Source organism: Clostridium tyrobutyricum, assembly GCF_019144085.1.
Lineage (GTDB): Bacteria > Bacillota > Clostridia > Clostridiales > Clostridiaceae > Clostridium_B > Clostridium_B tyrobutyricum_A.
The window spans coordinates 88,109-113,168 of record NZ_JAHHUY010000007.1 but is presented as its reverse complement, the minus strand read 5'-3'; the positions used below and the strand labels follow the sequence as shown (position 1 = coordinate 113,168).

The 25,060-nt window shown below is 30.7% G+C and carries 22 protein-coding genes; 1 reads left to right on the top strand and 21 read right to left on the bottom strand.

Annotated features, from left to right (window positions below; genetic code table 11):
- Positions 1 to 13 precede the first annotated feature (13 nt).
- The 21 genes from priA to KM800_RS05085 form a co-directional block, all read right to left on the bottom strand.
- Positions 14 to 2,212, bottom strand: a complete 2,199-nt coding sequence (priA, locus tag KM800_RS05185; protein ID WP_217812113.1) for a primosomal protein N' — start codon at positions 2,210 to 2,212, stop codon at positions 14 to 16.
- Between the two features lie 96 nt (positions 2,213 to 2,308).
- On the bottom strand, positions 2,309 to 3,499 hold the full coding sequence (gene coaBC / locus KM800_RS05180) for a bifunctional phosphopantothenoylcysteine decarboxylase/phosphopantothenate--cysteine ligase CoaBC (RefSeq protein WP_217812112.1): 1,191 nt from the start codon (positions 3,497 to 3,499) through the stop codon (positions 2,309 to 2,311).
- Positions 3,499 to 3,717, bottom strand: a complete 219-nt coding sequence (rpoZ, locus tag KM800_RS05175; protein ID WP_217812111.1) for a DNA-directed RNA polymerase subunit omega — start codon at positions 3,715 to 3,717, stop codon at positions 3,499 to 3,501. Before rpoZ ends, coaBC begins: the two co-directional genes overlap by 1 nt.
- On the bottom strand, positions 3,698 to 4,327 hold the full coding sequence (gene gmk / locus KM800_RS05170) for a guanylate kinase (RefSeq protein WP_217812110.1): 630 nt from the start codon (positions 4,325 to 4,327) through the stop codon (positions 3,698 to 3,700). The genes rpoZ and gmk overlap by 20 nt, the downstream gene beginning before the upstream one ends.
- Positions 4,327 to 4,605, bottom strand: a complete 279-nt coding sequence (gene remA, locus KM800_RS05165; RefSeq protein WP_217812109.1) for an extracellular matrix/biofilm regulator RemA — start codon at positions 4,603 to 4,605, stop codon at positions 4,327 to 4,329. The genes gmk and remA overlap by 1 nt, the downstream gene beginning before the upstream one ends.
- Before the next feature lie 13 nt (positions 4,606 to 4,618).
- Positions 4,619 to 5,497 carry a YicC/YloC family endoribonuclease gene (locus tag KM800_RS05160; RefSeq protein WP_217812108.1) on the bottom strand — a complete coding sequence of 293 codons (879 nt, stop codon included), beginning with the start codon at positions 5,495 to 5,497 and terminating at the stop codon, positions 4,619 to 4,621.
- Between the two features lie 203 nt (positions 5,498 to 5,700).
- Positions 5,701 to 7,179: a stage IV sporulation protein A gene (gene spoIVA / locus KM800_RS05155; protein WP_217812107.1), complete on the bottom strand. Its 1,479-nt coding sequence runs from the start codon at positions 7,177 to 7,179 to the stop codon at positions 5,701 to 5,703.
- 82 nt (positions 7,180 to 7,261) lie between these two features.
- Positions 7,262 to 8,257: an NAD(P)H-dependent glycerol-3-phosphate dehydrogenase gene (locus KM800_RS05150; RefSeq protein WP_217812106.1), complete on the bottom strand. Its 996-nt coding sequence runs from the start codon at positions 8,255 to 8,257 to the stop codon at positions 7,262 to 7,264.
- A 2-nt stretch (positions 8,258 to 8,259) separates the two neighbouring features.
- On the bottom strand, positions 8,260 to 9,579 hold the full coding sequence (der, locus tag KM800_RS05145; protein WP_217812105.1) for a ribosome biogenesis GTPase Der: 1,320 nt from the start codon (positions 9,577 to 9,579) through the stop codon (positions 8,260 to 8,262).
- Between the two features lie 28 nt (positions 9,580 to 9,607).
- A complete protein-coding gene (locus KM800_RS05140; protein WP_217812104.1) occupies positions 9,608 to 10,948 on the bottom strand; it encodes a DUF512 domain-containing protein in 1,341 nt (446 codons plus the stop codon).
- Between the two features lie 151 nt (positions 10,949 to 11,099).
- On the bottom strand, positions 11,100 to 12,098 hold the full coding sequence (locus KM800_RS05135) for an inorganic phosphate transporter (RefSeq protein WP_217812103.1): 999 nt from the start codon (positions 12,096 to 12,098) through the stop codon (positions 11,100 to 11,102).
- A complete protein-coding gene (locus KM800_RS05130; protein WP_217812102.1) occupies positions 12,091 to 12,714 on the bottom strand; it encodes a DUF47 domain-containing protein in 624 nt (207 codons plus the stop codon). The genes KM800_RS05135 and KM800_RS05130 overlap by 8 nt, the downstream gene beginning before the upstream one ends.
- Positions 12,715 to 12,880: 166 nt before the next feature.
- Complete coding sequence (gene phoU / locus KM800_RS05125; RefSeq protein ID WP_217812101.1) at positions 12,881 to 13,537, bottom strand: phosphate signaling complex protein PhoU; 657 nt, start codon at positions 13,535 to 13,537, stop codon at positions 12,881 to 12,883.
- A gap of 36 nt (positions 13,538 to 13,573) precedes the next feature.
- Positions 13,574 to 14,323, bottom strand: a complete 750-nt coding sequence (gene pstB, locus KM800_RS05120) for a phosphate ABC transporter ATP-binding protein PstB (protein ID WP_217812100.1) — start codon at positions 14,321 to 14,323, stop codon at positions 13,574 to 13,576.
- A gap of 12 nt (positions 14,324 to 14,335) precedes the next feature.
- Positions 14,336 to 15,223, bottom strand: coding sequence for a phosphate ABC transporter permease PstA (gene pstA / locus KM800_RS05115; RefSeq protein ID WP_217812099.1), 888 nt, complete (start codon positions 15,221 to 15,223; stop codon positions 14,336 to 14,338).
- Positions 15,223 to 16,116: a phosphate ABC transporter permease subunit PstC gene (gene pstC, locus KM800_RS05110; protein WP_217812098.1), complete on the bottom strand. Its 894-nt coding sequence runs from the start codon at positions 16,114 to 16,116 to the stop codon at positions 15,223 to 15,225. The genes pstA and pstC overlap by 1 nt, the downstream gene beginning before the upstream one ends.
- Before the next feature lie 101 nt (positions 16,117 to 16,217).
- Entirely contained in the window at positions 16,218 to 17,111 is an 894-nt protein-coding gene (locus KM800_RS05105; RefSeq protein WP_217812097.1) for a phosphate ABC transporter substrate-binding protein, read from the bottom strand.
- A 296-nt stretch (positions 17,112 to 17,407) separates the two neighbouring features.
- Entirely contained in the window at positions 17,408 to 19,111 is a 1,704-nt protein-coding gene (gene pnpS / locus KM800_RS05100; protein ID WP_217812096.1) for a two-component system histidine kinase PnpS, read from the bottom strand.
- Positions 19,112 to 19,121: 10 nt separating this feature from the next.
- On the bottom strand, positions 19,122 to 19,817 hold the full coding sequence (locus KM800_RS05095; protein ID WP_217812095.1) for a response regulator transcription factor: 696 nt from the start codon (positions 19,815 to 19,817) through the stop codon (positions 19,122 to 19,124).
- A gap of 49 nt (positions 19,818 to 19,866) precedes the next feature.
- Positions 19,867 to 20,574 (bottom strand): peptidoglycan editing factor PgeF, encoded by a 708-nt coding sequence (gene pgeF / locus KM800_RS05090; protein WP_217812094.1) that lies wholly within the window; start codon positions 20,572 to 20,574, stop codon positions 19,867 to 19,869.
- A 203-nt stretch (positions 20,575 to 20,777) separates the two neighbouring features.
- Positions 20,778 to 23,645 (bottom strand): cell wall-binding repeat-containing protein, encoded by a 2,868-nt coding sequence (locus tag KM800_RS05085; RefSeq protein WP_217812093.1) that lies wholly within the window; start codon positions 23,643 to 23,645, stop codon positions 20,778 to 20,780.
- A 243-nt stretch (positions 23,646 to 23,888) separates the two neighbouring features.
- Between KM800_RS05085 and KM800_RS05080 the strand changes: the two genes are divergently transcribed.
- Positions 23,889 to 25,052, top strand: a complete 1,164-nt coding sequence (locus KM800_RS05080; RefSeq protein ID WP_217812092.1) for a YibE/F family protein — start codon at positions 23,889 to 23,891, stop codon at positions 25,050 to 25,052.
- The last annotated feature ends 8 nt before the right edge of the window (positions 25,053 to 25,060 follow it).

Sequence of the window (25,060 nt, the reverse complement as noted above, 5' to 3'; positions counted from 1 at the left end):
GCTCCTCTCCAATTTAAATAGTACTATTAGGATTAATATCTATGCTTATCTTTATATCACTATAGGCATCTTTAATTAAATTATACACTGTTTTCTTGACATTTTGTGCTATATCCAAATCAATTTTTCCCTTAATCATTATCTGCCATCTAAACATTTCTTTTATTTTTGATATAATACATGGACATGGTCCCATTACTTCAATTTTATCATGGTCTTCCAGTTTATTTTTTAATAATATAGCAACTCTTTGTATGTTTTTTATTAATATATTCTCATTTTTACTGCTCATATTTATAAGCAATATATGTGAAAATGGTGGATAATACATACTGCGCCTTATACTTATCTCTTCTTCATAAAAATTTTCATAATCACCAGCTGCTGCATATTTTATACTGTAGTTTTCGGGACTATACGTTTGAATTATGACTTTACCCTGTTTGCTTCCTCTTCCAGCTCTTCCTGAAACTTGAGTTATGAGCTGATACGTTCTTTCGGCTGACCTAAAATCAGGTAAATTTAATGATAAGTCCGCTGCTATAACTCCCACAAGAGTGACATTTCTAAAATCAAGTCCTTTAGCCACCATTTGAGTTCCTATTAAAATATCAGCTTTATGATTTTTAAATATATTATAGATATTTTCATAAGAATGTTTAGTTCTCGTTGTGTCAAAATCCATCCTTAAAACTTTGGCTTGTGGAAATTCTTTTTTAACTTCCTTTTCTATCTTTTCTGTACCTATTCCAAAATATTTTACATATCTACTTCCACATCTAGGACAAACTTTAGGTACGTTTATCTTACTTCCACAATAATGACAAACTAATTTTTTTATGTCATGATGATAAGTAAGAGATATATCACAATTATTACATTTAAATATATATCCACATTTTCTGCAAGATACAAATGTAGAGAACCCTCTTCTATTTAAGAATAATATTGTTTGTTCTTTTTTATTTAATCTATCAGAAATCAAATCATATAGTTCCCTGCTAAACATGGACTTGTTATTATTCAATAACTCTTCTCTCATATCAACAACTTTTGTTTCTGGCATAGACGCTCCATCTGCCCTGTTTTTTATTCTTATAAGCTCTATATCCCCAGTTTTACATTTACTGTAAGTTTCAATTGAAGGAGTAGCAGATCCAAGTACCATTTTACAGCTGTACTCATTACATTTCATTCTACCAATTTCTCTAACATTGTATTTAGGATTACTATCAGATTTATAACTTTCCTCATGTTCCTCATCTACTATTATCATTCCAAGATTATTAAATGGTAAAAAAATAGCAGACCTGGCACCTATGGCTACTTTTATTTCGCCTCTTTTTATTCTCATCCATTCATCATATCTTTCGCCTTTTGAAAGTTTACTATGAAATACGCTTATATTGTTTCCAAATCTCCCCTTAAATCTTTCTACCATCTGAGGTGTAAGAGCTATTTCAGGAACTAATATTATAACATCCTTTCCCTCTAAAATCATCTCATCTACTATATGCATATATATTTCAGTTTTACCGCTTCCTGTGACACCATATATAAGAAATTCACTTTTTTTAGAATTTAGTATTGATTTAACTGCTTTTTCCTGTTCATAATTTAACTTCTTTCTGGAATATACTTCATACTTTTTTTTGTCATATCTACTTACAACTTTTTTTTGAGTTATTATAAAACCTTGTTTAATCATTGTATTCATTGATGATAGGGATACTGCATATTTTTTACTAATGAAATTTTTTGTATACATACCTTCATTATTGCTTACTATATCATAAATATGCGTATAAGGTTCCTTTAAAAATCTTCCTGTTAAATTGCCACCTTTGTAAAGTCGTATTTCACTTTTATCTTTCATTCCAGTAAACAATCCTGTAGGAATAAATACTTTTATACATTCCAAATAAGTACACAAATATCTTCTTTTCATTTTTTCAATCAGACTTAAATCTTTTTCTGTGAAAAGTGGAAAATCATCACATATAGATATTATACTTTTGATTTTATTATTTAAATTTATTTCATTATATAATCTTAATACAAAACCATCTATACTTCTATTTCCGTTTCCAAAAGGAACTTTTACTCTACAACCTATGCATATATTTTTCTGCATGGAATCTGGTATTTTATACGTAAAAATTTTATCTAAATTAATAGATGTCTTATTTACAATTACACCTGCATAATTCACCTTATCACCCTTTTTAGCTTATACATCAAATAAGAGAGGCCTGCTAACCAACCCCTCTTAATAAATCTTTAATTTTGTTGAAATATATCTTTGCAATTATACTAAATCAATTATGTCAAATAACTTTCTAGCTAGCTGTCTTTTACTCATCTTGAGTAAATCCATTTTTTCACCCGTCTTTGACAATACTGTGACTTTATTGTCATCTGAAGCAAAACCTGTATCTACAGCAGTTATATTATTTGCAACTATATAATCTAAATTTTTTCTTTTCAATTTTCCTTCAGCATTTTTAATCAAATCGTTACTTTCTGCCGCAAATCCTACAAGTATCTGTTTGGTTTTTATTTCACCAAGTCTCTTCAATATATCTGTATCCTTTACAAAATTCAATGAAAGTTCATCTTCTGACTTCTTTATTTTAATATCAGAATATGCTTTTGGCTTATAATCAGCCACTGCTGCAGCTTTTACAACTATATCCTGTGAATTAAAATTATCCAATACAGCATCTAACATTTCTCTATTTGTATTGACACCTATATAATTTATTCCAAATGGAAGTGGCAATTTTGTAGGTCCTGAAATCAATGTAACTTTTGCTCCCCTATCTCTAGCTTCTTCAGCAATACAATAACCCATTTTACCTGATGATTTATTGGTTATATATCTTACTGGATCTATACAGGCTAAAGTTGGTCCTGCAGTTACAAGAACATTTTTACCTTTTAAATCTTTTTTATCATACAACATGCTTTCTATTATTGCTGATATAAAAGAAGTATCCGGTAGTTTTCCCTCTCCTATATCACCGCATGCAAGCCTTCCACTATCTGGTTTTATAAATTCATATCCTAATTTTGATAGTTTATCTATATTCTGCTGAACTATAGGATTGTTATACATGTTTGTATTCATTGCTGGTGCAAATACTACTGGTGCTTTTGTAGCCATAATAGTAGTAGATAACAGATCATCTGCTATTCCAGATGCAACCTTTCCTATTATATTCGCAGTAGCTGGAACAATCAGCATCAAGTCAGCTTTTTTTGCCAGGGAAATGTGCTGTATTTCCCATGCACGTGGTTCTGAAAACATATCCGAGTTTACTATATTTTGACTAATAGTTTGAAAAGTCAAAGGAGTCACAAACTCCATTGCTGACCCTGTCATTACTACATGTATATCAAAATTCTTTTTTTTTAGTTTACTTATTACATCAAGTGCCTTATAAACAGCTATTCCCCCAGTTACTCCAACAACCACTGTCTTTTTACACTTATTCATTATTTTATACCTTCTATTACAGTTTCAAAATCTACTAGTCCTTTATCAATTTCATTTATAGCTATTGTAACTGGTTTAGTAGACTTTATGTCAACCATGGGCTCTGAGCCTTCAATCAACTGCCTTGCCCTTTTAGCTGTTATTGTAATCAAAGTGTATCTGTTATCTACTTTTTTTAATAAATCTACAATAGATGGATTAATCATAGAGTTGCTCATTTATAATACCCTCCTTAGAATTTAATATTTCATCTTTTACTCTATCCACTCTGCACCTTTCGGCTACAATTATGGATTGTATTGTTTCCACTGCATTTTCAACGGTATCATTTATAACAGCATAATTATACTTTGACACATAATTTATTTCTTTATAAGCGGATTTAAATCTAGTCATCAAAGATTCTGGAGTTTCACTTCCTCTTGATATTATTCTATGTTTTAATTCTTTCATAGATGGAGGTAAAATAAATACAAACACCCCTTGAGGATAGCTTTCCTTTACCTTAAGTGCACCTTGAATATCAATTTCAAGTATTACATCTTTCCCTTGTTCTATAGCCTCCAAGGCATATTCCTTTGGAGTTCCATAATAATTTCCATATACTCTAGCATATTCTAAAAAATCTTCGCTTTTTATTTTACTTTCAAAATCTTTTTTTGTCAAAAAGTGATAATTGACTCCATCTTGCTCACCAACTCTTGGCTTCCTTGTGGTAGCAGAAATAGACATCCAAAAATCATTTTTTTTGAGAAGAGCTGAACAAACTGTTCCTTTGCCAGCACCTGATGGTCCCGATACTACTATTAAAAGTCCTTTTTTTTTCATTATTCATCAACCTCTACTATATCTTCCTCCATGTCTTTATTGGATGACAATCTATGTGCTACTGTTTCAGGCTGCACCGCTGAAAGTATTACATGATCACTATCTGTTATTATTACAGCACGAGTCCTTCTTCCATAAGTTGCATCTATAAGCATTCCCCTATCTCGCGCCTCTTGTATTATTCTCTTTATTGGGGCAGACTCCGGACTTACTATTGCCACCAATCTATTTGCCGATACTATATTTCCAAAGCCTATGTTTATTAACTTTATGCCCATATGTTTCCTCCTCTTATTCTATGTTTTGAATTTGCTCTCTTATCTTTTCTATTTCATTTTTTATGTTTAAAGTTAATTTAGTTATTTCTAAATTGGTAGATTTGGAAGCTATAGTATTAGCTTCTCTATTCATTTCCTGTAATATAAAATCCAATTTTCTACCAATAGGTTCATCCAGTTCAAGAGTATCTTTGAATTGCATTATATGACTGGATAATCTTACTATTTCTTCGTCAATACAGGATTTATCTGCGAATATCGCTACTTCCATTGCAATTCTAGTTTCATCTAGCTCATTGCCATTTATTAAATCTTTTAATCTATTATTGAGTTTATCTCTAAATTCTTCCACTATTATATCAGATTTATCATTTATACCTTCTAAACTTTTTTTAATAGAATTACATTTTAAAATAACATTATTTTTAAGTTTAATTCCTTCTTTTTCTCTCATATTTAAAAGCATATGTATAGCTTCATTAAAAGCAGATTCTAATATGTCCCAAATTTCATCCAAATTCTCTTCTGTCTGTTTTACAGTAATTACATCAGGAAACTTTGAAATAAGTCCTAAAGATATGCTTTCTTTTATATTATATCTTTCTTTTATCTTTTTTAGACATTCAACATAACTATCAGCAAGTTCTTGATCCAATACAGCCTTAACATTTTTATTCTCATGATTACCTTGAGTAATAAATATATCTACTTTACCCCGTTTTACTGACTCTTGAACCAATTTTCTCATTCTATCTTCAATTGGCATAAAACTTTTTGGCATTCTTATATTTAAATCACAATATCTATGATTTACTGTTTTTATCTCCACTACAAAACTGCCTTTGGGATTATCTATACTTCCTCTTCCGAATCCAGTCATGCTCCTAATCATTGAAATTCATCCTTCCACACTCAATAATAAGCCATTATTAATTATAAGCGAATACCAATTACAATTTCAAGATATATATTAATATTTCAGCTTAAATCACATTTTAAAACGATTATACCATAAAATACTCATAATAGACACACCAATAGAAATATTATACTATTTCTAAAGGTGTGTCTATATGATAAATTAGTGTTATTGATTTAAAGTATTATACATATTAGCCCGCCATTTCCTTCATTTATTATTTTTTGGAGTGTCTTTTGTATTTTAACCTGTACATCTTCCGGCATCTTGTAGAGCTTATTTTGGAGTCCCTCTTTTACAAGTATTTCAAGAGACTTGCCAAACATATTACTCTGCCATATTTTAGATGGATCACTTTCAAACTGTTCAAGAAGTGATTTTACCATTTCTTCACTTTCTCTTTCTGTTCCCATTATAGGTGATATTTCAGCTTCTATATCAGCTCTTATAAAATGTAGAGATGGTGCACTGGCTTTTAATTTAACCCCAAATCTATTTCCCTGTCTAACTATCTGAGGCTCCTCTAATTTCATTTCCGAAAGCTGTGGAGCTACTAATCCATAGCCATTCTCCTTTACATCTTTTAATGCATCAGATACTTTGTCATATTCAACTTTTGCACTATGCATCTCAATTACAGCATTTAAAAGATCACTTTCACTTTGAATTTCCTCAGAACAAACCTCACTTAATATTTTATAGAATAAATCCTGTTTTGGTTTGATTTCGATTCTGGACGTACCTTGTCCCATATTTATTTCCTTTATTATGGATTTTCCTATAAATTCTACATCACTAAAACCATCTAAAGACCTTTCTATATCTCTCACTTTATATATGTTTTTGCACATATCTCTTGCAAGATTTATAAAATCTATCTTTAGCCAATGGGAAAGTTCCAATTTTTCAATCCATTCTGGTATATCTATGTTTATTTCTTTTATAGGAAATTCTTTTAAAATTCGCTGAAAAACATTAGTTACATCTTCTTCTTTCATATTCATAACATCCATTATTTGAACAGGAACATCATACTTTTCTTCCATAGATTTTTTAACATCTATAGTTTCAGGATCATAAGGATGTTTTGAATTAAGTATTATTATAAAAGGTTTATTTATAGACTTTAATTCTTCTACTACTCTAGATTCAGGTTCTAAATAATCTTCTCTAGGTATATCTGCTATAGAACCATCTGTAGTTACTAAAAGTCCTATTGTAGAATGTTCATCTATTACCTTTTTAGTACCTATTTCAGCCGCCTCTTCAAAAGGTATCTCATAGTCATACCAAGGAGTAGATACCATTTTGGCTTCTTCCCCTTCCATATATCCCAATGCAGTTTTAACAATATATCCTACACAGTCTACCATTCTTACTTTAAATTTAGTATTTTCATTTAAACTTATTTCTATAGCCTCATTAGGAATAAATTTAGGTTCTGTTGTATGAATGGACTTTCCTGATGAACTCTGAGGCAATTCATCTTTAGCCCTCTGTTTCTTATAGGAATTATCCATATTAGGTAAAACCATAAGTTCCATAAATCTCTTTATAAAAGTGGATTTTCCAGTTCTAACTGGTCCTACAACTCCTACATATATATCTCCTTGTGTCCTTTCTGATATGTCCTTGTATATATCAAAGTTATCCAAAGTATACCCCCCAAGATTCTAATAATAACAATATATATATATTTATAGGAATTGCATATTATTCATATATTATAAAAATTTATTAATTTTCATCTTTTTTATCTCTAGTCATCAACTCATATACAGCCTGTTTTGCATCTTTTTTTTGAAATAGTACTTTATATAGAGAATCAGTTATAGGCATTTGTACATTTAGCTTGTTTTTTAATTTATAGAAGGCCCTACAGGCTTTTATACCTTCAACTACCATTCCAACTTCCTCAACCGCTTCTTCTGCAGATTTTCCCTTTCCTATTAGTATTCCAGCTCTTCTATTTCTACTATGCATACTAGTACAAGTAACTATGAGATCTCCTATTCCTGTAAGTCCAGAAAAGGTTTCCTTTTCTCCTCCAAGTTTAACTCCTATGCGTGATATTTCACTAATTCCCCTTGTCATAAGAGCTGCTTTTGTATTATCACCATATCCAATTCCATCAGATATTCCTGCTGCCAGTGCAATTATGTTTTTGACAGCCCCTCCTATTTCTATACCTCTTATATCTGAATTTGTATATACTCTAAATTTATCTGTCATAAAAACATCCTGTACATTTCTTGCTATATCCATATTTTCTGAAGAAACTACAACTGTAGTTGGCAACTTCCTAGCAACTTCTTCAGCATGACTTGGACCTGAAATAACTACAACTTCATTTTCGGGTAATTCTTCTTTTATGACTTCAGACAATCTTTTTCCCGTATCTTCTTCAATTCCTTTAGCTATAATTATAATAATTTGGTCATTTCTTAGGTAATCTCTTATATTTTTACACATATCTCTAATAGCATGAGAAGGGATTGCCAAAACTATATACATACAATTCTTAACCGTATTTTTTAAATCAAAAGATGCCTCTATAGATTGTGGCAGTTTTACTCCTTTAACATATTTTTTGTTTTCCCTAGTAGAATTTATAGAATCAATCAAGTCGTGATTTCTGTCCCAAAGTATAACTTTCTTTCCCTTTTCCGCTAATATTATTGATAACGCTGTTCCAAAACTTCCTGCACCTAAAAAACATATGTCCTTATTCATAATTAGGCATCCTTCTTTTCTCTAAATTCTATCTTTATGCCAGTTCCTGTAAAGTCAAAATTATCTCTAAGTTGGTTTTCTAGATATCTTTTATATGAAAAGTGAACACAAGAAATATCATTTACAAAGAATATGAAAGTTGGTGGCTGAACTCCTGTTTGTGTAACATAATAGATTTTTAATCTTTTAAGTCCAATTACCGGAGGTTCTTTCATCATAATAGCTTTATTGATTACATCATTTAAGACTCCAGTTTTCACGCGTCTGTTATAGTTGTCATAGCATTTTTTTACAGTATCTAAAACCTTATTTACTCTCTGGCCTGTCTTTGCAGATATAAATAAATATGGTGCATATGGCATAAAAGATAAACTTTTACCTATCATGGTCTTGAAATTATTCATGGTCTTTGTATCTTTTTCTACTAAATCCCATTTATTTACTATTACAATTATAGCCTTGTTCATTTCATGTGCATATCCTATTATCTTTTCATCTTGATCACTTATTGTTTCAGTAGAATCCAACAATAATATACATGTATCAGCTCTTTCTATTGCAGTGTAGCTTCTTATAACACTGTACTTTTCAATTTCAGCCTTGACTTTGCTTTTTCTTCTAATTCCTGCAGTATCTATCAATAGAAACTTATCTCCATCTCTTTCAAGGTAGCTGTCTATGGCATCCCTTGTAGTTCCAGGTATATCGCTGACAATTACACGTTCTTCTCCCAATAACTTATTTATCAATGAAGATTTTCCAACATTTGGCTTTCCTATGAAAGCTATTTTTATATATTCAGCATCTTTTGAGTCACTATCATCATCTTCAAAATGTTTTACTACCTCATCCAGCATATCTCCCAACGCTAATCCTTGAGATGCTGATATGGTAATAGGTTCTCCTATTCCCAAATTGTAAAATTCATAAGAATTTTCTTCAAGCTTTAAGTTATCTATTTTATTTACCACAAGTACTATGGATTTTCCACTCTTTCTAAGCATTTGGGCTACTTCTTTATCCGCAGCAGTAAGTCCCTCTCTTCCATCCACTATAAATATTATTACATTGGCCGTTTCTATAGCTATCTGTGCCTGTCTTCTCATTTGAGAAACAATAACATCACTGCTCTCATGTTCAATTCCACCTGTATCTATTATGGTAAAGTTATATTTAAGCCACTCTGCCTGTGCATAAACTCTATCTCTTGTTACCCCTGGTGTATCCTCTACTATAGATATTCTCTTACCTGCCAATTTATTAAATAGAGTAGATTTTCCAACATTAGGTCTTCCTACTATAGCTACTATTGGTTTTCCCATAAGTATTCCTCCCTTATTACTAATTAATTTATGATATACAGTTTTGTATTATAATATCTAATAAATCCTCGCCGCTATATTCACATACGAGGATATTTCTATCCAATTTATTTTCTAATTGTTCTACTGTTATGTTATCCAAAAATACTCTTCTCTTATCAGAACCAAGTTCATATCCTTTTCTAAGCATACAATCTGGAATAATAATATTATCCCCTAGTATGGTGTCTCTTGTCTGCTCCATAATATCAGCAGCAGTAATCAACCCTGCTACAGTTATTGTATTGCCAAAAAAATTATTTACTATACCTTTAATGTCTATATATATTTTTTCATTAAGCTCTCTTATCTTTTCTACAGCGTTCTTAATTTCAACATAGGCAGATTTTCCTGTAATAAGTGTAAATGATCCTTTTAATTTAAAAAAACCATCTTCAACCATTTTTAAACTATTTTCTATATTGTCTCTAAATATTCTTATCATTCCTATTCCATCTTCCAATTGTCCAAATCCATCATAAAAATCGGTATCAGGAACATCACGTTTTGCTATTACATAAAATTCATCAGACATTCTTACAAAAGGTTTACTCATCTGAGAGATGTATCTATTTTGAAGTCTTTTCATTCTATCAAGTTGAACTGCTGATGAGTGCTGATCATACAATTTCATTTTAAAAAGACCTGTTCTATATTTAGTAACTCCCACGGGAACTACAGATACATTTTCAACTTGAGGATATAGTTTATATAGATCTTCAATAGTTCTTTCCAATTCTTCATTATCATTAATTCCAGGACATAAAACTATTTGACAATTTATGTTTATTCCTGAAGATGTCAGTTTCTCTAATATTTTATATAGATTCCCTGCAAATCTATTATTGGTCATTTTTATTCTAAGTTCCGGATTGGTGGTATGAACGGACACATTTATAGGACTTATTTTATATTTAATTATTCTATTTATATCATCGTCACCCATATTTGTAAGAGTTACAAAATTTCCCTGAAGAAAAGCCAATCTTGAATCATCATCTTTAAAATAAAGAGTTTCTCTCATACCTTTTGGCAACTGGTCTATAAAGCAAAATATACATTTGTTATGACAGCTTTTAGGTTTATCAAGGATAAAATCCTTAAATTCCACACCTAGATCTTCATCATATTCCTTTTCTATTTCCATGTCCCATATCTCACCATCATTTTTTTCTATTTCAACCTTTACATAGTCACCACTTATCAAAAATTTATAATCTATAATATCCTTAACTTCTTTTTCATTAATACTTAAAATACGATCTCCCGCTTCTATTTCCATTTCTTCTGCAATACTCCCAGGTGCTACTGCTGATATTTCATTTTTCATTTAAAAACTCCTAGTGTTGATTTATTACATACTTACTTATAGAATATACCGTAATACTCCCATTTAGTCAATGTAGCGCTAAATTAATTTAATATTAAAATGACTTTTGCTTTATTTATTAAACTACTAAATGGCAAAAGTCATAAAAATATTAAAATAGATTTATAAAAGTTATAACTAAACTTGAAATAACAGCACAACCTGGTATAGTAAATATCCAAGTTATGAGAATATCTTTTACTATAGCCCATCTTACTGAAGAAAATCTTTTTGATGCTCCAACACCCATTATTGCAGTAGTTATTATATGAGTTGTACTTACTGGTGCATGAAACATGGTAGCTGTTAGTATAACACTTGAAGCACCCAATTCTGCCGCAAATCCATTTACAGGTACTATCCTTGCCATTTTAGAACCCATAGTCTTAATTATTCTTTTACCCCCAAGTGCTGTCCCAAGTGCCATAGCAAGAGCACAACTTATCTTTACCCACAAAGGTACTGAAAATTCCTTGATAAATCCAGCACTTATCAATGTCATTGTTATAACTCCCATAGTTTTTTGTGCATCATTTCCTCCATGATTTAAGGCTAAAAACATGGTGGAGAAAATTTCAGCTTTTGAAAATATTTTTGTAACAGTAGATGGTCTTTTATTTGCCAGGAATGCATTTATTATATTCATAAAAATAAATCCTACTATAAATCCTATTATAGGGGATAATATAAGCCATAGTATGACCTTCCAAAAAAGATTTGACCAATTTACAATAAGAAAGGTACCTTTGTACACGACAGCTGAGCCAATTAAGCCACCTACAAGGGCATGCGATGAACTACTTGGTATTCCAAAATACCAAGTTATTAAATTCCATATTATGGCCCCTATTAAAGCTGCTATAATTACTTTTTGTGTTATATCAGCAGGATAAATTATTCCACTTCCTATAGTCTCCGCAACTTTTACACTCATAAAAGCTCCTGTAAAATTAAGTGCGGCTGAAATAGCTACAGCCTGTTGCAATGACAACACTCGAGTAGAAACGGAACATGCTATTGCATTTGCACTATCATGAAAACCATTTATTATATCAAATATCATTGAAATTATAATTATTACAATAGTTAATATAAAAGTATTACTAAGCATTTTTCATTACTACTCCTTCAACGACATTGGCTAAATCCTCACAAGAATCCAACGTATCTTCTAAATATTGATATATTTCTCTCCATTTTATAATATCAATAACTTCCATATCGCTTCTAAAAATTTGTTTAATAGCTGTTCTGGAAATTATATCCCCATTCTCTTCTATTCCATTTACCTTTATTATTTTTTCAGAAAGTGTTTTGCTTGTCTTCATATTTTTCAGTTCTTTCATTATTTCTATAATAACTTTACATGATTCTAAAATCATTTGTGCAAGTTTTCTTGCCTCATCCGTGCAAACATTCACATTCAAAAGAACAAATCTACTTGCAGAAGATTCTATCAAATCGACAATATCATCCATATCTTTTGCTATAAGATAGATATCTTCCCTATCAATTGGAGTAATGAATGTTTTATTCAATTCGGCTAATATTTCATGTTGTTTCTTATCTCCTTCATGTTCTATATCCTTTATTTTTTTCATATTTACTTCTGAATTTTTAAGATCATTTAAAAATTCTACCAATGAATTAGCTGCTTTATATACTATATTGGCACTCTGTTCAAAAAATTCATAAAACTTGTCTTCTTTTGGAGTAAAACTGAACATTATATCCCTCCCGGTTATTGAAAATATTTGTTGCAACCTTATAAATTATACCATAAAGTAAATAAATAATAAAATAACCTATTTTGTCGAAAAAAGTACATGTTTTTCATGGCATAAAAAAATTCAGCTATATTTAATATAAAGCTGAACCTTTGAAATATAATATTTAATCATTTAGATCTTTTTGCTCTCCTGTAACTAAATAAACAGTTCCTTCGCATATATTTGTTACATGATCGGCTATTCTCTCTAAGTATTTAAGTACAAATAAGAAATATGTCATCTGATTTATTTTTGTATTATCCTTACTCATTATTTCAAGTATTTTAGAAAATGTATTTTTAAAAACTGCATCTATTTTATCATCCATTTCACATGCTGCATATACATCTTCTATGTCCCTGGACACATAGGCATCAAGGGCCATCTTTATCATTTTGTTAACCATTGAAGACATTTCTGATATATTTATTGAATTAACATCATATTTCTCATTTTTAATTCTAAGAGTTATCTTAGCGATATCAACAGAATGATCAGCCATTCTCTCTAAATCTGTAACTAATTTAGATGTAGTAAATATAGTTCTTAAATCTATAGCAAGCGGTTGTTCTTTTCCTGTTAGTTTTATACATTTATCCTCAATTTCCTTCTGAAGGTCATCTACCATATCATCATTTTTTATAACCTGTCTAGCTAAATTCTCATCTTGATGTACCAATGATTCTATACACTGATGAATTTGTTTTTCTACTATACTTCCCATTCTTAAAACATCATTATGCATTTCCTCCAATGCATAATCAAAAACTTTCCTTGTCATATAATCACATCCCCTATTTAACTTATACTATATATCTTATCCAAATCTTCCAGTTATATAATCTTCTGTTCTCTTGTCTTTTGGTTTGTAAAATATTTCTTCAGTTTTCCCGTCCTCTACTATTTCTCCATTTAAAAAAAACGCAGTATAATCTGATATTCTACCTGCCTGCTGCATATTATGTGTTACTATTATTATAGTATATTTTTTCTTGAGTATGTCCATAAGCTCTTCTATTTTTAACGTTGATATAGGATCCAATGCAGAAGTTGGTTCATCCATTAGGAGCACTTCTGGTTCTACAGCCAGTGTTCGTGCTATACATAGTCTCTGCTGCTGTCCACCTGAAAGTCCAAGTGCACTTCTGTTTAATCTATCTTTTACCTCATCCCATATTGCTGCACCTTTTAAACTTTTCTCAACAATTTCATCTAATGTGTTTTTGTTTTTCATTCCATGTACCTTTGGTCCATAAGCTACATTATCGTATATTGACATGGGAAAAGGATTAGGATTTTGAAATACCATACCTATCCTTTTTCTTAATTCTATTACGTCATAATCCTTATATATATCCTTGTCTTCAAAAAAAACTTCACCTTCAATTCTCACTGAATCTATAAGATCATTCATTCTATTGATAGTTCTTAAAAAAGTAGACTTGCCACATCCAGATGGACCTATTAATGCTGTTACAGAATTCTTCTCTGCATTTAAATTTACTTTCTTAAGTGCCTGGGTATTTCCATAATATAAATCCAAGTCTTTAGTATATATTGTATACATAAACTTTCCTCCTTATTTCTTACCTGTATATGATTCATATATCTTCTTACCCAATATTCTAGCTAGAAGATTAAACAGCAGTACCATTATTACTAAAACTGCTGAAGCTTTATTTGCAATTTGTGCAGCATCAGGTACCATACCTTCTGAGTTCAATTTCCATATATAAACTGCCAAAGTTTCAGCAGGTCTAAACAAATTAAATGGTGATGTACTGCTTGCCAAATTGTCAACTGCAAAATTCAGTCTTGGTGCACTCATACCTGCAGTATATAAAAGTGCGGCAGCTTCTCCAAATATTCTTCCAGAAGCCAGTATTATTCCAGTCAAAATTTCAGGTATTGCAGATGGAAGAACTACTTTTGATATAGTTTGCCACCTTGTTGCTCCTAATCCAAGACTAGCTTCTTTCACAGGCTTTGAGGCCTCTCTTATGGCATTCTCACTTACACGAGTAAGAGCTGGAAGATTGAGTACAGATATTGCCAATGCACCTGATAAAAGAGTAAAGCCCCAATTAGTCATGCTGACAAATACAAGGAGTCCGAATAATCCTACTACTATAGAAGGAAGGGATGACATTGTTTCTATACAAAGTCTTATTATATTTAATATTATTCCTTTTCTTGTATATTCAGCTAGATATATTCCTGCTCCAACTCCTAACGGCACACTTATAACAAGTGCTACAACAAGCATATAAAAGGAATTGAAAAGTTGAGGACCTATACCTCCTCCAACTTCACCATATTTAGCATTTCCAAATAGGAAGGATGGCTTGAAAAATCCAACACCTTTAAATAATATGTATATTATCAAAGCAAATAAGAGTACTATTACAAAACCGGATATTACATATAAAACTTTGGTCCAGATTTTATCTTTGAGCTTAGCTTTCATTACTTAATTTCACTCCCTTTTCCAATTAATCTTATAATAATAATAAATACAAAAGATATTATAAGTAATAATAATGCTAGTGACCAAAGTGCATCATTCCAGGCAGTTCCAGATACAGTATTACCCATGTCCATAGTAAGTATGCTAGTTAAAGTTGCTGTTGGACTCAATAGTCCATGAGGAAACTTTATTGCATTACCAATTACCATTTGTACTGCCAAAGCCTCTCCAAAAGCCCTAGCAAGACCTAATACAACCCCTGTAAGCACTCCATTTTTAGCTGATGGTATTATTACCTTGGATATAGTCTGCCATCTTGTAGCCCCCAATCCATAAGAGCCTTCAACATAAGTTTTAGGTACAACTTTAACTGCATCTGCAGATATACTGGTAATAGTGGGTAATATCATTATACTCAGAACAATTATACCTGCAATCAAACTAAAACCTATACCACCAAATCCTGATTTTAACAATGGAATCAAGACACTAAAACCGACCCATCCATATACTACTGATGGAATACCCACAAATAATTCAATTGCAGGCTGAATTACTTTTGAACCCAATCTTGGAGATATATAGTGCATAAATATGGCAAGTGAGATACCTATTGGAGCAGCTATTATAACTGCTCCCAAAGAAACAAGTGTGGATCCTGCAATAAATACAAGAGCACCAAGTTTAGGAGGAGTAGCATCTGGATTCCATGAAGATTTAAATAAAAATTCAGTTATTGAATATTCGTGTTTTATAAAAGTGTTTAATCCCTTGGATACTATAAAAGCTATAATACAAAGAGTTAATATTATAATTAAAAATCCGCAGAATGTAGAAAATGCCCTTCCTATATATTCATTTTTCAAACTCTTCCATAAAGATTTTTTTCTCATTTAATCAACCTCAAATTTAATTTTATTATATGTTGTAATAATTTAGAAGAACTCAACAAATGGTTGACTGTTTTTAAACACAGTCAACCTACAGCAAATTATTATTTTGCTTTAATATCACTCATTGGAATATATCCAAGCTTAGTTATTGTTTCTTTATTGGCATCATCTAGTACATACTCTATAAATGCCTTTGAAATACCTTTTGGCTCCCCTTTTGTATACATATGTTCATAAGACCAAAATGGATATTTTCCACTTTCTATATTTTCATTAGTAGCTTCTATACCATCTATCTTTAAAGGTTTTACGTTTTGTTTAACAGCATCTGACAAGTATGACAATGCTAAATAACTTATAGATCCTTTTGTAGTTTTTATAGCATTTTCTACATTTCCGTTAGAATCCTGTGTTGTACCAAGACCTTCTTTTTCATCTTTTCCATCCATTACAGTATCCTTAAATGTAGCTCTAGTACCAGATGACTTAGTCCTATTAATAACCTGTATAGGAATATTTTCTCCTCCAACTTGACGCCAATTTGTTATTTGTCCTGTAAATATCTTCTGAATCTGATCTTTAGTTAAGCTATCAACTTTAGTAGAAGAATTTACAACTACAGCAAATCCTATACCACAAACTTTATTGTCTACTAACTGTTTTGCCTTATCTTGAGGTAATTTTGATTCTGCGGTCACATCAGAATTACCAATATCAGCTGTTCCATTTAATGCCAAGTTTAATCCAGTACCACTTCCACCACCTTGTACATTTACAGTAACACCTGAATTTTTATCCATAAAAGTTTTGCTCAATTGTTCTGCCAATGGCTGTAGTGCAGTAGAGCCTGCCAATGTTATTGATCCTGATAATTTTTTTGTCTCATTAGTTCCCCCATCTTTACTAGTAGAAGTGGATCCACATCCCGTAAAGGCTCCAGCCAATACTGTAATTGCCATAGCTGCAACAAGAGCTTTCAAACTTTTTTTCTTCATAATAATTATAGACCTCCTCAAATTTGCATTGGAATATTTTATAACCATAGTTAGTACATATATAATATTATTACACAAAAGTTAATGATTTATTATTGCTATGTTAATTAAATTTAACAATGGCAGGGGCTTGACTCTTCCCAAAAATTCTGCATACTTCTATAAGGCAAGTGTTTTAGCCATTTATTTGTATGAATATAAAAGATTATTTCTATTTAAAGTTATTTTTTATTTTAAGTTTTTGATTGCAAAAACTAATTCTAACTATGAATTAAGCTAGATCTATATTAGAACTATTAACTTACTGGGATTTGTACAATAAATTTACTGCCTACTCCAATCTTACTTTCAACTTTTATTTTTCCATTAAAAGAAATTACAATATGTTTAACTATAGCAAGTCCTAGTCCTGTACCACCTTGACTTCTTGACCTAGCTTTATCTACTCTATAAAATCTTTCAAACAATCTTTGCTTATGTTCTTCAGATATCCCAACTCCATTGTCCTCTACCCATATTATGGACTTATTCATATTAAATTTTGTACCTATTTTTACTCTACCACCATTATCAGAATATTTAATTGCATTATCTACCAGATTTATTATCATCTGTTTAAATCTGTCTTTATCTCCATAAATGTCAGGTAACTCTAAAATATTAGTTTCTATATATATATCTTTCTTTTTAGCAGACCTTTCCATAAGACAACATACATCTTTTATTACAGAATTTATATCAATTCTATCTTTTACAACTTCTTTATTGTTCTCTATATTGGAAAGTGTTAAAATATCATCTATAAGTCTTGTTAATCTATTGGTTTCATCATCTATTATATCTAAAAACTTATTTTTATTCTTATCATCTTTCACATATCGCAGTGTTTCAGAAAAGCCTCTTATGGAAGTCAATGGCGTTTTCAATTCATGAGAAACATTAGCTACAAATTGAGATCTCATATTTTCTAGCTTCTTAATATCTGTTATATCCTGAACTACTGCCACTGTACCGATTCTATCATAATCCCTGTTTATTATATTTGCAGTTTTCACTCTCAAAATTCTTTCTTTTGGCCACAACATTTTTATTTCCCTATAATCTGTATCGTCATATTTAAATATATCTTCCAATTCAAAATCTCTTATACTGTCCATTAAATTTTCTCCTATTATATCTCTATTTATTCTAAACATATCTTTGGCATAAGGATTAATCATTATTATTTTATTATTAGTGTCTACTGCAATAACTCCACTATCCATACTTTTCAATATAGCCTCAAGCTGGTTATTTTGAGATGCAAAATCATTTAATATTAATTCAAGTCTATCCGCCATATTATTAAAAGTATTAGCCAATTTTCCGATTTCATCTTTACTTTTTATATTGACTCTCCTATCTAATTGACCATTAGCCATATTAAAGGTTATTTCTTGAAGCTTCTTAACAGGTTCAACTATAGATTTAGAAAACTTATTTAAAAGTAGTATAGATATAACTATAGAAAGCATCATTATTATAATATAGTATTTAAGATATGCATTTTCAAATGCCTTTACCACCTGCATTGTCATAGAACTTCTAACTATATATCCATCTTTCATCCTAGTTGCAAAATAGAGTGTATTTTTTTTAGTAGTTGCACTTATTCTTATGTCATATCCAGTTCCATTTTTTCTAGCTTCTTCTATTTCTTTTCTTGAATTATGATTCTCCATATATTGTTCATGTGCTACTGAATCACTTATTACCTTTCCATTTCTATTTATATAGGTATCTCTTATAATTCCATTTTTAAAATTATTTTTTAAGAATTCACTTTTATCTTTATCATCTTTCATTTCAAGAGTATTTATTATAATTTGATTGTTTATCTTCAAAGTACGTTTCATATTTTCTACATATTCATGATTTTGAATTATTATAAACAAGATAGTCATTATAACAAGACTAGTTACAAGTGTTCCAAGCATATATATCATTAATTTTTTTTTCATAACATCACCACTAATTTTCAGAATTAAATCTATATCCTATTCCTCTGATAGTCTCAATATACTTAGGATTTCTATCGTCATCCTCAATCTTCTGTCTTATATGTCTTATATGAACATCTACAGTTCTTGTCTCACCTACATATTCATAACCCCATACTTTATCCAGAAGAAAATCTCGTGTCATAACTCTTCCTTTATTTTTTATAAGAATTTGCAAAAGTTCAAATTCTTTAAGAGTTAATTCTACCTTTGCACTATTTTTCAATACTTCATGTTTTTCAAAATCTATATGTATATTATCAAAAGCATAACATTTATTTATTTCTTTTACTATAGTTCTTCTAAGTACTGCTTTCACCCTGGCTAACAATTCTCTTACAGAAAAAGGTTTAGTAACATAGTCATCTGCTCCAAGTTCTAATCCCAGTACTTTATCAAATTCCTCTCCCTTGGCAGTTATCATTATAATAGGAATGGAAGATAAGTTAGGATTTCTTTTTATTTCTTTACACACATCATATCCATCCATCCCAGGCAACATTACATCAAGCAATATTAAGTTGGGCATCTCTTTTTCCACTTTTGATATTGCATCCACTCCGTTATAGGATATTATGGTTTTATATCCATTATTTTCGAGATTGAATTTGATTAATTCACATATATGTTCTTCATCATCTACTATTAATATTTTATCTTGTGACATAATATACCTCCGTTTATATCAATTCCAAAATTTGCCTTGCTTATATAATTTAATTTAAATACAGGAATGAAAATTGTCTGCCGCATTTTTTATTTTTTCTATAAGAATGTAATTTATATTCATTGCTACAAGATGTACATATATCCAAGCAATTTATATTTCTATCTTTAATTCCTTTATCCTTTAGTTGATACAACAAACATTTTTTTAAATCCAAATTATTATTCACGAATATATCCTTATTTTTATAAAACATTGAATTTTTAAATTCAGCAACTAATTCCTCACCAACTGTATAGCAACACACACCTATATGTGGTCCAATATATACCTTAATATTCTCAACATTACTTTTATATTCTTTTTCTAATTTTTCAATAGCTTTAGCAAGTATAAGATTAAGTGTTCCCCTCCAACCACTATGTACGGCAGCAATTATACTTTGCTCCTTGTCATACAAAAGAATTGGAACACAATCTGCATTAAATACTCCAACTGCTGTATTAATCTCTCGGGTAAATATTCCATCTGCATCTTCGATTTTATTTTTATATACAATCAATTTATCTCCATGAACCTGATTTAAATAACCTACCTCTTTTAATTTAAACCACTTTTTTAAATTTTCCATATTTCTTCTACCTGAAACTGTTGCCTTATTAAAGTCTAAATTATTTTTAGCCGTTGAAAATACAGCCGTTGCTCCGCCTAAATCTATTTTTATAAATTCATATCCCTCGATTAAAATGTTTTCCATCTTTATCCTCCAAAATTTATGATTAATTAATACTTCAATCAATATTTTAACATTATTTATTTATGAATTACACTTTATATATATAATTTAAATTTATTAACCTAAATTTAACATATGAAATATAATAAAAAACCCTATAAGTAAGCACAGCTTATTTACTATACTTACTTATAGGGTAAATGCCCTTTTATTAAATTGATTTTTTACTGTAGAAGTTTATCAACAGTATTTTGAGATACTACTCCTTCTCCACCAAGAACATAGATTTGATTGGCATTTACTAATCCTGATTTAATATAATTTTTTAAATCATTTGAATTGCCATCTCTATTAAGTAATATGATTGGTGCACTTTCCTTGCCTGCTGCAGAAGAACCACAGAGAGCATCTGCAAAACCATTTCCTGATGCAAGATAAATATTTGATAAGTCGTATTTATCATTAAATTTATTCAATACAGCAAGATTTGTAGCATATCTGTCTGCTCCTGATATTCTTTCAGCTCCCAGACTCTTAACTATACTGTCACTTACAACTCCAGTTCCACCAACTGCATACATTTTACTACTATTGTCTTTTACATATTGCAAAGTAGCATTAGTTAGCTTATTTCCATTTATCAAGAGTACCGGACTTCCCGATGAAGCTGCATAGGATGATATTGATAGCCCATCTGCAAAGCCTTGTCCTGAAGCTATGAATATTTGTTCAGGTTTGCTTATCTTTTTAGCAACTTCAAGTGAAGTAGCATATCTATCTGATCCCGATATTCTCTGTACATTTATTTTCATTTTCTTTACAGCATTTTCTACTGAACTTGATACAACTCCAGTACCTCCAATTATATATACGTTTTTAACTTTTAATCTTGAAAGTTCTGATGATGCATTATTATCAAGTGAGTTGCTTGAAGTTAATAATATTGGTGCATTTATCTGTTTTGCAAAAGGTGCTGCACTAAGTGCATCAGCAAATGCTTCTCCAGAAACCACTACTGCTGAATCAGCACTAGTCCATTTATTTTGTGATATTTTTGCTGAAGTCTCGTATCTATTTTGTCCACCTAATCTTACCTGTTTAGGTGAAGCCAAATCCTTATCCGATATTATATAATCACTATTATGTGTTATATCAAAGCTTATATAATTATCAGAATCAACTTTTAGATTGTCCGCTACACTGGTGATAGTTTTATTTGACTCATTATAATAATATACTTTCATATTGTTTTTATTTTTATTTTCAAGCCAGCTGCTATCCAATTTAATCTTAACTGTAGCTTTTCCAGGAAGTTGTCCATTATCTGCGAAAGATACTACGGCAACATCTGCATTATTGGTCTTCTGCTTAATTTCAGTTTTATTCAGCGACTTAGAATCTTCAACTTTAGCAACATCAACTGTCATATCAACTGCTTTAGTAGTATCTGACATATCTTTTCCATCAAATATCCATTGCACTCCATTTGATGTAAATACCACTTTTTTATCAGTTCCCTTTACTGCATCAAATATATCTTTTGCAACCTGTTTATTGTTATCTACATCTACAGTAACAGTTGCATTATCACTTGAATTCTTTATTGCATTCACAACTGAATCCTTATTGGAATTAGTTACATTAATTGATGAGTTTGAACCACTACTACCACCGCTTGAGCTACCACCACCTGATGAAGTTTTCTTTGTTATAGTATAGGTATCCACAACTTGCATATTATCAGTTCTGTATGTTGTAATTGTGAAGTTGTTGTCATCTATGCTGACATTTGAGAATGTTGGAACATGCTCCTGCCATTTTACAGCTTCATAGTAGTTTTTCTGGTCAGGTTCCTTTATTTCATAGTATTTACTTCCACTTGCTGAGTTTGCTGTTACATAAAGAATTCCTTGAGGATTTGTAACTTTTCCATCTTTTGAATCTTCAACACTAACTGCTTTTCCACCTAACATCTGATTACTTCTCGTATAGCAGTGGTCATGTCCATCCAATACTACATCTATTCCAAGTGACTCAAAAACTTCTGGATGTGTAAGTCTTCTTTGGGCTATATCATCATCTTTCTCATGATTTGCAGAACTGTAGATTGAATGATGCATTCCTACTATCTTCCATTTTACATTAGGATTTGCTGCTATTGCCTGCTGCATGAATGCTTTATGGTCTTCTGCATTTATGTCGTTGCTGTTTAACATCATAAATAATGTATTTCCATATACATAGTAGTAGTCATTTCCGGTAGTTCCATTACTCTTGTCTGATTCAAAGCCATTATTGTTGAATATACCGTATTTATCAGACATATTAGTATAGTTGAAGTGCGTACTATTTCCAGGTCCATATCCTTCATGGTTTCCTGCAATTGTTACAAGAGGTGTGTTTTTAATTTGTGAAGGCTTGAAGAACTGATCATATTCTCCCTCATTTTTAACTACTCCACTTTCATCTTGGGATTCCTTACCGTTGTTTACCTGATCTCCTATTGACATTATAAAATCTGTATTTGTGAATTTGGCTAAAGCTTTATTTAATGTATCTACCCAGCCATCTCCATCTTTAGCTATATCTCCACTTGCACCGATCTGTGGATCTCCTGCAAATAGAAAATTGATTCCTTTGGATATATCCTGTGTAGTGTAGTTGTCAACTGAACTCCAGTTAGTTCCATCTCCTACTCTATATACATATGCTGTAGCTTGCTTTAATCCTGTTACTGTAACCTTGTTTGAAGTGTATCCATCATTTCCTTCTGATTTCTGTCCATTGAAAGTCTTTGCCTTGTCTTCTGGGAAAGTACTTCCGGTCATATCAGATTTTAATGCAATCTGTACCTGTGGATCTGATGTACTCTTTGAATACCATGCAAAGTTTATCTGTGACTGGTCTGCTCCAGGTGCAAAGGCTATATCCTTTATATCTGGATTAATTTCTTGTGATGTAACTGATTGACTTGTTTCGGTATTTTCAGCTGCCTTGGCAGATATTGGAACTATAAGACCTGAAGACACGACTAAAAAACACAGCATGAATGATGCTGTTTTTGATACCAATTTTTTAAGATGCTGATTCATGAAATTTCCCCCTCATATAATTTTGGCTTATATCTATTAATTCCATACACTACGCATTTTATCACCACTTATTTATTTCTTCTGTTTTGTTCATGTAAAATTCATGTAAAACAATAATAACATTTTGCATTTAACCTAAACTTTACACAATCTTTATCACTACCTTGCATTGCTATTATAAAATTAAAAAATATATTATATTTTTGAACAGCTTTTTAAATTAACATAAAACGGAGGAATATCATGATTAAATCTTCAAAAATGTTTCAAATATTTATTTTTGTAATAGCGGCACTGATATTTGGTATTTTTTTATACCATTTTAATGTAAGTCATCCTGTAACATACAACAAACAAAATGGAAAATCCTATGTGAAATATGAAAAAGCACAGGTATTATCAGTAAAAAACATATATTTAAAACAATTCAAACAATCAAAAAACATACATTTTGGCACTCAGCAATCTCAAATTAAAATTCTTACAGGAGAGCATAAAGGTGAAATCAAAAATGTAACAAATTATTTAAGTGATACACACAATGTATATTTGAAACCAAATATGAAAATAGTAGTAGAAATATCTACAGCCAATGGAGGCAGTTATAGTGTAACAGTATATAATTACTATAGAGCCACAACACAATATGTGTTCATATCTATATTCTTTGCCGCTCTTTGTATAATAGGTGGCAAAAAAGGGTTTAGGTCTGTTATAGGTCTCGTTTTTACTTTAGCATGCATAATATTCTTGTTTATTCCTATGCTATATAAAGGATATTCTCCAATTTCAGCTGCAATTCTTATAATAATTATAACAAGCTGTGTTTCACTGTTTTTATTAAATAACTGGAGTGCAAAAACTTTGTCAGCTATATTAGGTACTATATCAGGAGTTATAATTGCAGGTATAATTGAAGCTATCTTTGGGCATTTCACTCACTTATCAGGACTCAATTTAACTGATGTGGAAAGTTTGAATATGATTTCAAATGTATCGGGTATGAAGGTACATGAATTATTGGCTGCTGGAATTTTAATAGCCTCTTTAGGAGCTGTAATGGATCTAAGTATATCAATTGCTTCTTCCATACAAGAAATATACATGTCCAATCCCAGCATGAATAAAAAAGAATTATTCAGAGCAGGAATGAATGTAGGAAAAGATATGATGGGTACTATGGCAAATACCTTGATTCTAGCTTTTGCAGGAGCATCACTTACCATGATTATAATAATTTATTCCTACAATGTTAGTTATAATCAACTTATCAATATGGACATGGTAAACTTGGAAATAATTCAAGGATTAACTGGAAGTATGGCAATAATTTTTACGGTACCACTTGTTTCATTTATCTCATCAGAAATTATTATAAGATTTTCAAAACAAAAGTCATTAAATTAACTATAAAG

Bases quoted from the DNA above. Each gene is read 5' to 3' on its own strand.
- KM800_RS05085 (WP_217812093.1), bottom strand. From the start codon at position 23,645: ATGAATCAGCATCTTAAAAAATTGGTATCAAAAACAGCATCATTCATG.
- pstC (WP_217812098.1), bottom strand. From the start codon at position 16,116: ATGAGAAAAAAATCTTTATGGAAGAGTTTGAAAAATGAATATATAGGA.
- gmk (WP_217812110.1), bottom strand. From the start codon at position 4,327: ATGAAAAAAAAAGGACTTTTAATAGTAGTATCGGGACCATCAGGTGCT.
- KM800_RS05080 (WP_217812092.1), top strand. From the start codon at position 23,889: ATGATTAAATCTTCAAAAATGTTTCAAATATTTATTTTTGTAATAGCG.
- KM800_RS05135 (WP_217812103.1), bottom strand. From the start codon at position 12,098: ATGCTTAGTAATACTTTTATATTAACTATTGTAATAATTATAATTTCA.
- coaBC (WP_217812112.1), bottom strand. From the start codon at position 3,499: ATGAATAAGTGTAAAAAGACAGTGGTTGTTGGAGTAACTGGGGGAATA.
- pnpS (WP_217812096.1), bottom strand. From the start codon at position 19,111: ATGAAAAAAAAATTAATGATATATATGCTTGGAACACTTGTAACTAGT.
- rpoZ (WP_217812111.1), bottom strand. From the start codon at position 3,717: ATGAGCAACTCTATGATTAATCCATCTATTGTAGATTTATTAAAAAAA.
- pgeF (WP_217812094.1), bottom strand. From the start codon at position 20,574: ATGGAAAACATTTTAATCGAGGGATATGAATTTATAAAAATAGATTTA.
- phoU (WP_217812101.1), bottom strand. From the start codon at position 13,537: ATGACAAGGAAAGTTTTTGATTATGCATTGGAGGAAATGCATAATGAT.
- pstB (WP_217812100.1), bottom strand. From the start codon at position 14,323: ATGTATACAATATATACTAAAGACTTGGATTTATATTATGGAAATACC.
- remA (WP_217812109.1), bottom strand. From the start codon at position 4,605: ATGGGCATAAAGTTAATAAACATAGGCTTTGGAAATATAGTATCGGCA.
- KM800_RS05105 (WP_217812097.1), bottom strand. From the start codon at position 17,111: ATGAAGAAAAAAAGTTTGAAAGCTCTTGTTGCAGCTATGGCAATTACA.
- pstA (WP_217812099.1), bottom strand. From the start codon at position 15,223: ATGAAAGCTAAGCTCAAAGATAAAATCTGGACCAAAGTTTTATATGTA.
- KM800_RS05160 (WP_217812108.1), bottom strand. From the start codon at position 5,497: ATGATTAGGAGCATGACTGGATTCGGAAGAGGAAGTATAGATAATCCC.
- KM800_RS05140 (WP_217812104.1), bottom strand. From the start codon at position 10,948: ATGAAAAATGAAATATCAGCAGTAGCACCTGGGAGTATTGCAGAAGAA.
- KM800_RS05095 (WP_217812095.1), bottom strand. From the start codon at position 19,817: ATGTCACAAGATAAAATATTAATAGTAGATGATGAAGAACATATATGT.
- KM800_RS05150 (WP_217812106.1), bottom strand. From the start codon at position 8,257: ATGAATAAGGACATATGTTTTTTAGGTGCAGGAAGTTTTGGAACAGCG.
- KM800_RS05130 (WP_217812102.1), bottom strand. From the start codon at position 12,714: ATGTTCAGTTTTACTCCAAAAGAAGACAAGTTTTATGAATTTTTTGAA.
- der (WP_217812105.1), bottom strand. From the start codon at position 9,579: ATGGGAAAACCAATAGTAGCTATAGTAGGAAGACCTAATGTTGGAAAA.